We start from the raw sequence: 12,426 nt of genomic DNA on the forward strand, positions 1-12,426 counted from the left end.
CGCGAAGTTTTCGCAAAGTTTGCAAAGTTTATGTTCTTTCGATAATCACTGCGTAGCCTTGTCCGACGCCGATGCACATGGTCACGAGTGCGTATTTTTTTCCTGTCAATTGCAATTCAAGCGCCGCCGAATAAGCGATTCTTGCGCCGGTTACACCCAGCGGATGCCCAATGGCAATGGCACCGCCGTTTGGGTTAATGCGCGGATCGTCGTCCTTCAAGCCGAGTGCACGAACGCAGGCGATGCTTTGCGCGGCAAACGCTTCGTTGAGTTCGATGATGTCGATTTGGTCCAACGTCAAGCCTGCTTTTTCGAGCGCTTTTTTGGTCGCTTCGACCGGGCCGATGCCCATAATTCTTGGCTCGACGCCTACCACGGCCGAACTGACGATTTTGGCCAGCGGTTTCAGGTTGTATTTTTGGACCGCTTTATCGGATGCAATCAACACCGCCGCTGCTCCGTCGTTGAGGCCCGATGCATTGCCCGCCGTGACGCTGCCGTTTGCCCGGAACGCGCCGCGCAATTTGGCCAGCCCTTCCATCGAGCTGTTCGGCTTGACGAATTCGTCTTTGGCAAAAACAATCGGATCGCCTTTGCGTTGCGGAATTGCTATCGGAGCGATTTCTTTGGCGAGTCGTCCGTTTTCTTGCGCCTTGGCCGCTTTTTGTTGGCTATTCAAAGCGAATTTGTCTTGGTCTTCGCGCGAAATCTGGTATTGGTCGACGAGATTTTCGGCGGTTTCGCCCATCGCATCGACGCCGTACATTTCCTTCATTTTTGGATTGATGAAACGCCATCCAAAGCTCGAGTCGTACATTTTGCTATCGGTACCGTACGCCGACGACGGTTTGGAAACGACCAGCGGCCCACGTGTCATGTTTTCGACCCCACCCGCAATGAACAAATCGCCGTCGCCTGCCTTGATCGCACGGTTGGCGTGGATCACCGCAGACAAGCCCGAAGCGCACAATCGGTTGACGGTTTCACCGGGTACGGTTTGCGGCAAACCAGCCAAAAGCAACGACATGCGTGCAACATTTCTATTGTCTTCGCCCGCTTGGTTCGCGCAGCCGAAGATCACGTCGTCGTAGGCGTCGCTTGGAATTTCAGGGTGTTTGCTTGCCAGGGCTTTGATGACGTGTGCGCCCAAATCGTCGGCGCGCACCGCCGCTAAAGTTCCTTGGTAATTGCCGATGGGCGTTCGGACGCCGTCTATGATGTAAGATTCCATAAAAATTCAAATTCCAAATTCCAAATTCCAAATTCCAAGGTTGACGATTGGAATTTGGTGCTTGGAATTTTATTATTAACTCCAATTGCGGTCGCTTCGGTAAACCGTTCCTTTGAACAACGCGACGAGCGTATCTTCTTTCTTGATCTTAATGCTATAAAACCCAAACTTGTTTTTGACCGAATTCTCGAATGCAGTCGCCGTAATCACATCGCCTTCCTTCAACGACTCGATGTGGTTGATGGCCGTATCGATGCTCACCGATTGTTTGCCATGCGAATTCGACGCAAAGGCCAGTGCACTGTCGGCAATCGCATAAGTGATCGCGCCGTGGGCGATGCCGAATCCGTTGAGCATGTCTTTGCGGACGGTCATCGATAATGTACAACTGCCTTCCGAAATGTCCTCGACGACAATCCCAAGCCATTGGCTAAAGGCATCGTTGTCAAACATTTTATGTACGATTTCACGCGGTGTCATCAGAAGAACGTTTTGTTTTCGGTTTTCATTTTTCGCAAAATCGGACTGCAGCGATAGCGGTCTTCGCGGTACTCGTCATACAATCCGTCGAGTGTTTTCACACACCAATCGATGCCCATTTCGTCTGCCCACGCGAGCAAGCCTTTCGGATAGTTGACGCCCCTGGTCATGGCGTTGTCGATGTCTTGCGCCGAACCGATCTGCAAAAACAGCGCATCGGCAGCCTCGTTGATGAGCATCGCGAGCACGCGTTCAAAAATTTGTTTTCCCAGCGCTTGATTCTCGTCGGGCGCAGGTAAATCTTTCGCATAATCGTAAAATCCACGGCCCGATTTTCTTCCTAAAAAGCCCGCTTCGAGCAGTCTTTTTTGCGTAAACGATGGCTTGTATCTCGGGTCGAAATAAAACGATGTGAACACGGTTTCGGTGACCACATAGTTGACATCGTGCCCGATAAAATCCATAAGTTCAAACGGGCCCATCCTGAAACCGCCAAAGGTTTTCATCGCCCAGTCGATGGTGGCAAAATCGGCTTGGCCTTCTTCGTAAATGCGCAACGCTTCGCCATAAAACGGACGCGCAACACGGTTGACGATAAACCCCGGCGTGTCCTTGGCAACCGCCACGGTTTTCTTCCAGCCTGCAATGGTTTGAACGGTTCGCGTGTGTACTTCGCTGCTTGTTTGCACCGCCGGAATCACTTCGACGAGTTGCATCAGCGGCGCCGGATTGAAAAAATGGATCCCGATGACGCGTTCCGATTTTTTGACCGAAGCGGCAATCGACGCGATTGAAAGCGACGAGGTATTCGATGCGAGAATGGTATTTTCTGACACTATGCTTTCTAAATCGGCGAACAGCTTGCGTTTGATGTCGAGGTTTTCGACAATGGCTTCGATGACCAAATCGGCGTCAGCCAATTCCTCGAGCGCCGATACAAACGAAAGGTTGCCCCAGATTGCGTCGCGCGCGCCCGCATCGATTTTGCCTTTTTCGAGCAAGGTCGTGAGCGTTTTTTCAAGACCGGCCGCACTTTTGTCGAGCGCATTTTGGTTGTTGTCGTAGATTTTTACCGCGCAACCCGCCGTGGCCGCAACTTGTGCGATGCCGCTGCCCATGGTGCCCGATCCGATTACTGCTACGTTCATTTAGTTTCCTTTAAAATTGGGGGTTCTTTTTTCGACGAATGCGTTGACGCCTTCGTTGTAATCGTGTGATTGGCTGGCCTCGATTTGCCAGATCGATTCGAGCGCGAGCTGTTGGTCTAAATTGTTGTTCATCGATTCGTTGAGCAATTTTTTGGTGAGCCCGATGGCTTTGGTGGGCATGTTGGCGAGCGTTTCGGCGAGTTTCTGTACGTCAGATTCGAACGATTCCGCTGCGAATGTTTTGTAAATCATGCCCATTTGCAACGCCTCGAGCGCCGATACTTTGTCGCCGAGCATCATGAGGGCCGCCGCTTTTTGGAATCCAATCAAACGCGGCAAAAAGAAGGTTCCCGCGCTGTCCGGCACGAGTCCGATTTTGCTGAACGCCTGGATGAACGCCGCATTTTCTGACGCCACGACGATATCGCAAGCCAAAGCGATATTGGCCCCTGCCCCTGCAGCCACGCCATTGACCGCGGCCACAACTGGTTTTTCTATGTTGCGGATGCGCGAAACGATCGGGTTGTAATGTTCCTCGAGGATTTTCTTGAAACCCGGCATGAGCTCGGGCGTGGTGACTTCTTTCAAATCCTGCCCGGCGCAAAACGCTTTGCCTGCACCCGTGATCACGATGGCGCGTACGTCGGTGTCATGAGCACATTCATCCAGCTTGGACTGCATGTCGAGTGCCATTTCGCGGTTAAAGCTGTTGAATACCTCGGGGCGGTTCAGTGTGATGAATCCTATATTATTTTCAATCTTTAAAAGTATCGAAGACATTCATTTAAAATTTAAAATTCAACATTTAAAATTATTTAAGGCATTTAAAATAATCGAAAGGCTCCTGGCAATCTTGACACTGAAAAAACGCCTTACATGCCGTCGATCCAAATTGGCTGATCATTTTGGTATTGTGTGACCCGCACTGCGGACATTTGACTATTTTTTGGTTGCCGAGCAAAGCGGCGATGTCGGCTTCGGGTTCGAGCGGTGGCGCGATACCATATTTTTCGAGCGCGTTGCGGCCTTTCTCGGTAATCCAATCGGTGGTCCAGGCGGGCGACAAAACCAGGTTAACTTTGGCCTCGATACCGTTGTCGCGCAGCGCTTTTTTAATGTCGTCGCCAATGACGTCCATCGCGGGACAGCCGGAATAGGTTGGCGTAATCGTGACCTCAGCAATATTGCCGTTCATTTCTGCCGAACGCACGACGCCCATGTCCATGATCGACAGCACCGGAATCTCGGGGTCTGAGACCGTGGCGAGGATTTCGGCGAGTTGGGGTTCGATATGGATATTTGTTGTAGTCATTTTTATTTTACCGCAAAGTACGCTGAGTTCTTCGCAAAGCACACAGAGTTTGTTTTGTTTGGGGTGCCCTAGCCCGGATAGTAGCGGAAATCCTTTTCGCTTCGCATGAGATTCCTCCTTACGTCGGAATTTAAAAAGCGAAAAGATTACTTCACTTAACTTTTATTTTCAAGCGGAGTTCAGTGAACTTCGTTTGCAGCGTACAGCAGGTTCCCGGCTCCTGATTACAAACATCTTGCTCTTTCGTCATTCGTCTTTCGTCTTTCGTCTTTCGTCTTTCGTCTCCATTACCAAGTCATGTTCGGGAACGTGCGCTGCATGTACTGCATGTCTGCGAGCAAATACCCCATGTGCTCGGTATGGATGCCGTGTTTGCCGCCTTTTTGGAAATATTTCATTTCCGGGATGGCGAGCGTGCTTTCTATTAATATTTCGTTTATTTTTTGGTAATAGTTGTCTTTTAATTTCGTGACGTCGACGCCGATGCCTTCAGAAACCATCGCTTGGTCGGCTTCGGTTTGGTGGAAGAGTTCGTCGGTGAACGTCCAGAGGTCGTTGATCGCGTTTTGCATGCGCTCTTTGCTTTCAGGTGTGCCGTCGCCGAGGCGTTTGATCCAATCGGATGAAAAACGTGTGTGGTATTGCACTTCCTTGATGCATTTTTTGGCGATGGCCGACAGCGTTTCGTCTTGGCTCAGCTGCAATTCCTGGAGCAGCAACAGATGGTAGACGTCGAATAAAAATTGACGCCCGATCGAATACGCAAAATCGGTGTTCGGCTGTTCGACGAGCAGCACGTTTTTGTATTCGCGTTCCGAACGCAAAAACGCAATCGTGTCTTCGGTCGCGTCGCCACCGAGGATTTGCGCCGCATATTGGTAATAGCTACGCGTTTGGCCGAGCAGGTCGAGCGAAATGTTCGTCATTGCGATGTCGGTCTCGAGGTTCGGGCCGTGGCCGCAGAGTTCGCCGAGGCGTTGGCCCAGGATCAGTGCGTTGTCGGCGATGCCGTAGAGGTATTGGACGAGCTTCATAGTCTTAAAGTCTTAAGGTCGTAAAGTCGTAAAGGCAGGTTGTTACGGTCACGATGCTTTTATGACCTTATGACTTTACGACTTTATGACTACATGTGTTTGAGTTCTTCGGGCAATTCATAAAACGTCGGATGGCGATAAGCCTTGTCCTTCGCGGGTTCGAAAAACTCACCGTTGTTGTCGGGGTTCGACGCCGTGATTGCCGACGACGGAACAACCCAGATGCTGACGCCTTCCATTCGTCTTGTGTAAACATCGCGCGCATTTTCGAGCGCCATCGTCGCATCGGAGGCGTGCAAACTTCCGCAGTGGCGGTGTTCGAGTCCGTTTTTACTTCTTACAAATACTTCCCAGAGTGGCCAATTTTTCATAGTCGTAAAGTCTTAAGGTCGTAAAGTCGTAAAGGCAGGTCATTCCGGTCACGATGCTTTTATGACCTTATGACTTTACGACTTTATGACTATTATGCGGTTTCTAATTTATCTTGTTTCTCGGCGTAGGCCATCGCGGCGTCGCGCACCCACTTGCCTTTGTCCCACGCGTTGCGGCGTGCGTCCATACGGACTTTGTTGCACGGACCGTGGCCTTTGACGACTTGCCAGAATTCTTCCCAATCCATGTCGCCGTAGTCGTAGCTTTTACGGTCTTCGTTCCATTTCAAATCGGGATCTGGAATAGTGAGCCCAAGCAGGTCGGCTTGCGGAACGGTTTGGTCGACGAATTGTTGGCGCAATTCATCGTTGGTTTTGCGTTTGAGTTTCCATTTCATCGATTGCTCGGTGTGGACAGACTCGGCGTCGGTTGGGCCAAGCATCATCATCGACGGCCACCACCAGCGGTTGAGTGCGTCTTGCGCCATCGCTTTTTGCTCGGGTGTGCCGTTGCAAAGCGTGAGCATGATTTCGAAACCTTGGCGTTGGTGGAAACTTTCTTCTTTGCAGACACGGACCATCGCACGGGCGTACGGTCCGTAAGAAGTTGCGGTAAGCGGCACTTGGTTGATGATGGCCGCGCCGTCAACCAGCCAACCGATGGCGCCCATATCGGCCCAGGTGACGGTCGGATAGTTGAAGATCGACGAATATTTCGCCTCGCCCGAGTGCAATTGGTCGTACAATTCCTCACGCGAAATGCCCAAGGTCTCACACGCCGAATACAGGTACAATCCGTGGCCGGCTTCATCCTGGACTTTCGCCAACAAGGCTACTTTACGTCGGAGCGAAGGCGCGCGCGTAATCCAATTCCCTTCGGGCAACATCCCGACGATTTCGGAATGTGCATGCTGCGAGATTTGGCGGATGTGCGTCTTGCGGTATTTTTCGGGCATCCAGTCTTTGGGCTCGATCTTCTCGTCATTGGCGATTTTTCTTTCGAATTCCGCTTCCAATTCTGCGATGTTTGCTTCCATATTTCGTTGATTTAAGAAAACGAATTGCCTTACAGCTGCCTCATTTTCAAATTTCCAAATTTAACGAGCTTCGCGTCGTTCAGTTCGCCTGCGGCTCGGGTTCAAATTTTCAAATTACACGGCGAAATCGACGACCACTTTCCCCGATGTCGGCACGGCCTGGCAACTCAGCACCAGGTTTTGCGCGACTTCTTTTTCGTCGAGTGCGTAATTGATCTTCATTTCTACGGTACCTTCGACGACCTTGCATTTGCAGGTCGAGCACACGCCGCCTTTGCACGCAAACGGCAAATCGGCGCCGGCTGCGAGTGCCCCGTCGAGTATGTTGTCGAAATCGTCATCCATGACAAAATGGAACTCCTTGCCCCCGTCGATGATGGTGACTTCGGTGCCTTCGACTTTCTTTTCTAAAATCTGTTTGGTTCTTTGTTGATCGGCTTCGGAATGCCCCGTGTTAAACAATTCGAAGTGGATTTTATCTTTGGACAAACCGGCTTTGACGAGTTCGTCGCGGATCAGGAAAATCATCGATTCGGGTCCGCAGATGAAACATTCGTCGACCGCCGGCACGTCTATGATGCTTTTGGCGAGCGTCTGCAATTTCTCTTCGGTGAATCTTCCGTTGAGCAATTCGATGCTGCGGTGCTCCTTGGTCAGGAAATGAAAAATCTCGAGTCGGCCGAAATAGCGGTTCTTGAGTTGTTCGATTTCCTCCTTAAAGATAATCGATTTGACGCTGCGGTTCAAATAAAACAATTGGAATTTGCTGTCGGGTTCGAGCGCCAAGTGCGTTTTGATGATCGATAAAATCGGGGTGATCCCGCTTCCGGCGGCAAAAACGATATAATTCTTGGCTTTGTCGGGCGCGATGGGCGTGTTGAAAATCCCGTTGGGCGGCATGATGTCGAGCACATCGCCTTTTTTGACGTTTTCGTGTACATACGAAGAGAACAATCCGCCATTGATGCGTTTGACCGCGACCCGCCATTGGTCTTCGACGGGGCTCGAGCACAACGAATACGAACGACGCACATCCTGGCCGTCGATAAACGCGCGCAATGTCAGGTGTTGCCCGTGCGCATATTTGAATTCGTCCTTCAAATCGACGGGAATGTCGAACGACAAAACCGAGCAATCCTTGGTTTCCCTGTGAATGTCCTGGACCTTAATCGAATGAAACTTTGCCATAAAAAACAGACTAACAATTGTTAGTTTACTATGCAAATTTAGTAATATTTTTTTAATGATAAAGTTAAATTATGCCCTCGAGCAAAACTTTCTTTAAGTTCGTTTTCAATACGTTAGCATTAAAATCCTTCTTCTTGCCGTACCAAAGATAAAGCGTACGGATGGTCGACAAAATCGAAAAAATGATGACTTCGGCGTTGTAAGCTGCAATCTCGCCGTCTGCAATACCTTTTTTGACGATGGCCCGAAAGATGTCTTCATATTCCTCGCGCATTTGTAAAAAATACTGCAATTCTGGCTTGGGCAAATGCATCCAGTCGTTGTTGAGCGACGCGAGCGCATCGGGGTTGCGCACGGTGATGTCGATGTGGAGTTGGATGACCTTTTCGATCTTCTCGACCGACGTTTCGCCTGAAGCCGCAATCGCGCGGATCGTTTCGGTGTATTCCTCGGCAATCGCAATGATCATCAAAACAAGTATTTCCTGTTTGGATTTGATGTGGTTGTAAAGGCTCGCGGCCTTGATGTCCATGGCCTGCGCAATGTCGCGCATGGTCACGGCGCTGTAGCCTTTTTCCTTGAACAATCGCGCCGATACGGTCACGATCTCGAGTTTTCTTTCAGAAGGTTTTTGCATCACAAAACGATGTTGCCAATGGTTTTGTCGTCGTAGGTTTTGCCGTCGTAACGCAGCGTCCAACCCATGGTATTGGTCAGGATCAGGATTTTCGACAATTCGCCGATGAGCCTGTTTTGTGCGTTGGTTTTGAGCGACGAGGCCGCAATCTTTTTCGAGAGATTGGCGCGTACCGACTTATTGATTTTGTTGTAATCGTCGCCCGTAAAATGGTTGAGCGTGCTTTGCGTGACGTCGTAGAATTGAATGTCGGGCGAAATTTTGATTTCGGCTGCGGGGATGCTCAAAATGGTCACGGTTTTGTTTTTTTCGTCAATGTCGTACTTCATCTGACGCAAATCGTACGACACGGTCGCTTCGGCATTGACCACAATGAGCGCCTTTTTATCGAACGAAATCATGTCCATGAAATACTTGTCCTGGTCTTTGTAGGTGAGCACCTGCGAGAAATGGCCCTCGGTCACGACCAATTTCCCAACGTTGACGATTTGCTGCTGGATCAAATTGGTGTTGTAATCAATCTGGCCGTCACTTTCTTTTTTGAACTCGCAAAACTTGAACAGCAACAGCGCCGCGATAACGGCAAAAATGAGGTAGAGGATTTGTTTGCGGAGCATATACTTTTTGTTAAAAATACAAAAAGAAATTCCAAATCTCAAATTCCAAAACCCAAATTCCAAATTCCAAACGCTCCGGGCAACGATTGGAATTTGGAATTTGGTACTTGGAATTTAAATCAAGTTGTTGTTCCGCGCCTTCTCCACCGCCTCAAGTTTATTGTGCACCTGCAACTTCGTGTAAATGTTCTCGATGTGCCGCCGGATCGTGCTGGGCGACAAAAACAAATTCTCGGCGATCACCGTATACGTAAGGCCTTTGCTGAGTTGCTCCAACACGTCTATTTCACGCGGTGTGAGCTTGATTTCTTCTTGTTCGGTCTTGCTCGCAAAATCAATCGGGTTGCGCAGCAGTTTTAGCGTCTTGAACGCAATCGACGGGTTCATCGCCGCGCCGCCGTTGAGCGTCTCGACAATGCCATCGTACAATTCCTTGGGGTTGACGTCCTTTAAGAGATAACCGTCGGCACCGGCTTTGATCGCGTTGAAGATGTTCTCGTCGTTGTCGAACACCGTAAGCATCACAATCTTGATGTGCGGATAGCGCGATTTGACGGCCTGCGTGGCGTCGATCCCGTTCATTTCGGGCATTTCGATGTCCATCAGGATCAAGTCGATGTTGTGGTTGCCGTCGAGCTTTTCGAGCAGGTCCTTGCCGTCGCTTGCCGTGAATTTGCATTTGATGTCGTCAAAAAAATCGAGTTTTTCGAGAATGGTTTTTTGCAAAAACGAATTGTCGTCTACGATTACGAGTTTTTTCATGCGGTAAAAGTTAGCGTGACGGTCGTGCCTTGTTCGGCCGAAGCGATGGCAAAATTGCCCCCTATGTCGCCCATGCGTTTTTTCATGTTCTTGAGCCCGTTTCCGGTATCGGCCTGCGCGACGTCGAATCCTTTTCCGTCGTCTGAAACAACCACCTGGATGCGCTCGCCCACGCGTGAAACGGCAATCGAAATTTTACCCGCGTCCGCATACTTGACCGCGTTGTTGACGGCTTCCTGTATGGTACGGTACACATTCATCCCGGTCACCGAACTCAGCGGCACCTGCGCCAGGTCGTCGGCAATCGCAAAATCGAACTTGATGTGCTCGCGCGCCGTTTTGGCTTTCTCGACAAAATTCATGATGCGCAGTTCGAGGTCCTTGAACGAAATGGCGTCGCTGTTCATGGCCCAAATCGTATCGCGCAATTCGACGATGGTGCTCTTGGCAAAATTGCTGATGCGGTCGAGCCTTGAGGTAAGGTTCGGGTTCTCGACATTAAACCCGTACTTGATGTTGTCTACCGACGAAATGATGAACGTAAGCTGCGCGCCGATGTTGTCGTGCAAATCGCGCGAAATGTTGAGCCTTTGCTCCTGTAATTTGCTTTGCGTCTCGATTTTCGATATCGCGAGTTTGAGCTCGTGTTCCTGCTCCTGTTGTCGGTTCTTGAGTTTTTGCTGACGGTAAATTAAGTAGCCAACCAGGCCTATAAATACTGCAAACAACGATACCAGCGCGAGCAGAAGGCTTTTGCGCTTGGCTTCGGCTTCTTTTTGGATCAGTAGCTTTTCCTTTTTTTCGGTTTGGTATTTGGCTTCGAGCTCGGCCGTGATCTTGACCACACTGTCGTCGAGGTTGGTTTCTACATGCTTGAGGTAGCGGTTGGTGTAGTAGTTCACGCTGTCTACGTTTCCGAGACTCGCGTAAACCGGAATCAACTGCACGTATACATTACCCATTTTGTCGCGGATGCTGTCCTGTTCGAACACCTTGAGGCTTTCGAGCAAAAGCGGTTTGGCCTTGGCGAATTGCCCTAGCGTATTGTGGTTGATGGCCAGCGTGAGTTGCGACGACGCTACTTCGGCGGGCTGGTTGACCTTTTGGCGCAACGCCAGCGATTTGGTGATGTATTCGATCGCTTTTTGCGGTTGCTTGCGGTAGGTGTAAATGAGCCCCAGGTTGTTGTAGGCCGTACCCATTGCAGGCAGATTTTGCGTTTTCTCGGCCAGCTGCGCCCCGCGTTTGAAATGTTCGTAGGCGCGCACCGTATCATGCGACGAAAAGTAGACGTTGCCGATCCCGACGATGGTGTTCGCCAGTTCGGATTCTTGATTCGTCTGGGTCAGGTATTTCTCGGAGCGGCGCAAATATTCGAGCGCCTTGGGGTAATTCTTGAGCGCATGGTACACGGCCGCGATGTTCGTTTCGAGCGTACCCACCACTTGCGCGTTCTTGGTTTTCTCGTAGTACTGCAACGCGTGCATGTAGTGCCCCATGGCTTTCTCGAGCGCAAACTGCCTGAAGTATACGTTACCGATCTTGAAACGCACCGAAGCGATTCCTTCTTCGTCTTTGAGCCGCGTCCTGATTTGCAGACACTGCTGCAGGATATCCATCGCGCGGTCGTAATCGCCTTTGGTGTATAAGATGGCGCCATAGTCGCTGAGCGCCTGGGCAATCATCTTGTCGTCTTTGAGCGATTTGGCTGCGTCGAGCGATTTGACGCCATACACCAACGCCGAATCCATCGAAATCATGTTGTAGTACCATGCCAGATCGCCATACAATTTGGCTTTTTGCTTGGCATCGGGTTTTTGATGCAACTGGAGTTTGAGGCTGTCTATGATTTTTTGTACGGGGGATTGCGCGTGGCTTGCCATCCAACACAACAACAAGGGCAACAGTATTCTTTTTCGCATTGAAATTGGTTTCGTATCAGGTAAATATAAAAATTAAGTGCAAAATCGCAAAGCACACCATGCTTTAAATGTTCGGCAACGGCAGGCCATTTGACACAAAACAAAAAATACGGCCGAAGCCGTATTTTCGCAAAGTAAACCTAAACCAAAAATTAACGTTTTACTTTAAATTCTCCTTCGGTAATGGTAACCGTAGCCGACGGCGTTTCGTCGTTTTCCGGTGCCACGGCACTAAAAGTTCCCGCGATGTAAGTCTCGGTCACCTCGGTCACTTCTACCGTACCGCTTCCCCTTACCGAAGTGTAAGTCCTGAGTGGCGACAACGTCAGGTAGTTGATGTACCCGTTGGCCAGGTTGTTTGACCCCGAATTGTACGTCCCTACCCCGTCGAAATTAGGGATCTGGATTTGGATCGAGTTGCCCACGTCGGTGCTGCTCTGGATCATCAATACACCCGAGTTGAGTGTCGCCGATGGCGCAAAAAACGCCGAATTGTTGTAGTCGTTGCCGTCTACCTTACTTTTCATGTAGTACTCGCCCGAGCCGCCCGCGGGTACCCAGGTGTTGTTGTCGTCGTCTTTGTTGCACGATACAAATGCAAGTACCGCCGCAACCATAATCATTCTGCTAAGGGTTTTCAAAGTTTTCATAATAGATTTGAATTTGAGTTTTTGTTTGAAGCAAAGT

14 protein-coding genes are annotated in these 12,426 nt (G+C 50.1%); all 14 read right to left on the reverse strand.

The genetic code is table 11. The annotated features are described in order from the left end of the window. Nucleotides 1–28: 28 nt before the first annotated feature. Nucleotides 29–1,231: a 3-oxoadipyl-CoA thiolase gene (gene pcaF, locus BLP55_RS12220; protein WP_091144552.1), complete on the reverse strand. Its 1,203-nt coding sequence runs from the start codon at nucleotides 1,229–1,231 to the stop codon at nucleotides 29–31. A 75-nt stretch (nucleotides 1,232–1,306) separates the two neighbouring features. Further along, on the reverse strand, nucleotides 1,307–1,711 hold the full coding sequence (locus BLP55_RS12225) for a hotdog fold thioesterase (RefSeq protein WP_091144556.1): 405 nt from the start codon (nucleotides 1,709–1,711) through the stop codon (nucleotides 1,307–1,309). Beyond that, nucleotides 1,711–2,859 (reverse strand): 3-hydroxyacyl-CoA dehydrogenase NAD-binding domain-containing protein, encoded by a 1,149-nt coding sequence (locus tag BLP55_RS12230; protein WP_091144560.1) that lies wholly within the window; start codon nucleotides 2,857–2,859, stop codon nucleotides 1,711–1,713. The genes BLP55_RS12225 and BLP55_RS12230 overlap by 1 nt, the downstream gene beginning before the upstream one ends. Beyond that, nucleotides 2,860–3,639, reverse strand: a complete 780-nt coding sequence (locus tag BLP55_RS12235) for an enoyl-CoA hydratase-related protein (protein WP_091144563.1) — start codon at nucleotides 3,637–3,639, stop codon at nucleotides 2,860–2,862. Between the two features lie 31 nt (nucleotides 3,640–3,670). Then, on the reverse strand, nucleotides 3,671–4,171 hold the full coding sequence (gene paaD, locus BLP55_RS12240; RefSeq protein WP_091144566.1) for a 1,2-phenylacetyl-CoA epoxidase subunit PaaD: 501 nt from the start codon (nucleotides 4,169–4,171) through the stop codon (nucleotides 3,671–3,673). A gap of 287 nt (nucleotides 4,172–4,458) precedes the next feature. After that, complete coding sequence (paaC, locus tag BLP55_RS12245) at nucleotides 4,459–5,205, reverse strand: 1,2-phenylacetyl-CoA epoxidase subunit PaaC (protein ID WP_091144570.1); 747 nt, start codon at nucleotides 5,203–5,205, stop codon at nucleotides 4,459–4,461. A gap of 89 nt (nucleotides 5,206–5,294) precedes the next feature. Further along, on the reverse strand, nucleotides 5,295–5,576 hold the full coding sequence (gene paaB / locus BLP55_RS12250) for a 1,2-phenylacetyl-CoA epoxidase subunit PaaB (RefSeq protein ID WP_091144573.1): 282 nt from the start codon (nucleotides 5,574–5,576) through the stop codon (nucleotides 5,295–5,297). 92 nt (nucleotides 5,577–5,668) lie between these two features. Then, entirely contained in the window at nucleotides 5,669–6,613 is a 945-nt protein-coding gene (gene paaA, locus BLP55_RS12255) for a 1,2-phenylacetyl-CoA epoxidase subunit PaaA (RefSeq protein ID WP_091144576.1), read from the reverse strand. A 114-nt stretch (nucleotides 6,614–6,727) separates the two neighbouring features. Then, nucleotides 6,728–7,801, reverse strand: coding sequence for a 1,2-phenylacetyl-CoA epoxidase subunit PaaE (gene paaE / locus BLP55_RS12260; RefSeq protein ID WP_091144579.1), 1,074 nt, complete (start codon nucleotides 7,799–7,801; stop codon nucleotides 6,728–6,730). 64 nt (nucleotides 7,802–7,865) lie between these two features. Beyond that, nucleotides 7,866–8,438 carry a TetR/AcrR family transcriptional regulator gene (locus BLP55_RS12265; protein WP_091144583.1) on the reverse strand — a complete coding sequence of 191 codons (573 nt, stop codon included), beginning with the start codon at nucleotides 8,436–8,438 and terminating at the stop codon, nucleotides 7,866–7,868. Continuing rightward, nucleotides 8,438–9,055 (reverse strand): DUF4230 domain-containing protein, encoded by a 618-nt coding sequence (locus BLP55_RS12270; RefSeq protein ID WP_091144713.1) that lies wholly within the window; start codon nucleotides 9,053–9,055, stop codon nucleotides 8,438–8,440. Before BLP55_RS12270 ends, BLP55_RS12265 begins: the two co-directional genes overlap by 1 nt. Before the next feature lie 114 nt (nucleotides 9,056–9,169). Further along, the gene (locus tag BLP55_RS12275; RefSeq protein WP_091144586.1) at nucleotides 9,170–9,817 is read right to left on the reverse strand and encodes a response regulator; all 648 of its coding nucleotides are present in this window, start codon (nucleotides 9,815–9,817) and stop codon (nucleotides 9,170–9,172) included. After that, nucleotides 9,814–11,739, reverse strand: a complete 1,926-nt coding sequence (locus tag BLP55_RS12280) for a tetratricopeptide repeat-containing sensor histidine kinase (RefSeq protein ID WP_091144589.1) — start codon at nucleotides 11,737–11,739, stop codon at nucleotides 9,814–9,816. The genes BLP55_RS12275 and BLP55_RS12280 overlap by 4 nt, the downstream gene beginning before the upstream one ends. 152 nt (nucleotides 11,740–11,891) lie before the next feature. Then, nucleotides 11,892–12,389: a DUF6252 domain-containing protein gene (locus tag BLP55_RS12285; RefSeq protein WP_139149665.1), complete on the reverse strand. Its 498-nt coding sequence runs from the start codon at nucleotides 12,387–12,389 to the stop codon at nucleotides 11,892–11,894. Between the last annotated feature and the right edge of the window lie 37 nt (nucleotides 12,390–12,426).

Origin of the sequence: Flavobacterium caeni (genome assembly GCF_900101895.1) — a bacterium.
Taxonomy (GTDB): Bacteria; Bacteroidota; Bacteroidia; order Flavobacteriales; family Flavobacteriaceae; genus Flavobacterium; species Flavobacterium caeni.

Bases quoted from the DNA above. Each gene is read 5' to 3' on its own strand.
- BLP55_RS12275 (WP_091144586.1), bottom strand. From the start codon at position 9,817: ATGAAAAAACTCGTAATCGTAGACGACAATTCGTTTTTGCAAAAAACC.
- BLP55_RS12225 (WP_091144556.1), bottom strand. From the start codon at position 1,711: ATGACACCGCGTGAAATCGTACATAAAATGTTTGACAACGATGCCTTT.
- pcaF (WP_091144552.1), bottom strand. From the start codon at position 1,231: ATGGAATCTTACATCATAGACGGCGTCCGAACGCCCATCGGCAATTAC.
- paaA (WP_091144576.1), bottom strand. From the start codon at position 6,613: ATGGAAGCAAACATCGCAGAATTGGAAGCGGAATTCGAAAGAAAAATC.
- paaC (WP_091144570.1), bottom strand. From the start codon at position 5,205: ATGAAGCTCGTCCAATACCTCTACGGCATCGCCGACAACGCACTGATC.
- BLP55_RS12230 (WP_091144560.1), bottom strand. From the start codon at position 2,859: ATGAACGTAGCAGTAATCGGATCGGGCACCATGGGCAGCGGCATCGCA.
- paaB (WP_091144573.1), bottom strand. From the start codon at position 5,576: ATGAAAAATTGGCCACTCTGGGAAGTATTTGTAAGAAGTAAAAACGGA.
- paaD (WP_091144566.1), bottom strand. From the start codon at position 4,171: ATGACTACAACAAATATCCATATCGAACCCCAACTCGCCGAAATCCTC.
- BLP55_RS12235 (WP_091144563.1), bottom strand. From the start codon at position 3,639: ATGTCTTCGATACTTTTAAAGATTGAAAATAATATAGGATTCATCACA.
- BLP55_RS12280 (WP_091144589.1), bottom strand. From the start codon at position 11,739: ATGCGAAAAAGAATACTGTTGCCCTTGTTGTTGTGTTGGATGGCAAGC.
- BLP55_RS12285 (WP_139149665.1), bottom strand. From the start codon at position 12,389: ATGAAAACTTTGAAAACCCTTAGCAGAATGATTATGGTTGCGGCGGTA.
- paaE (WP_091144579.1), bottom strand. From the start codon at position 7,801: ATGGCAAAGTTTCATTCGATTAAGGTCCAGGACATTCACAGGGAAACC.
- BLP55_RS12265 (WP_091144583.1), bottom strand. From the start codon at position 8,438: ATGCAAAAACCTTCTGAAAGAAAACTCGAGATCGTGACCGTATCGGCG.
- BLP55_RS12270 (WP_091144713.1), bottom strand. From the start codon at position 9,055: ATGCTCCGCAAACAAATCCTCTACCTCATTTTTGCCGTTATCGCGGCG.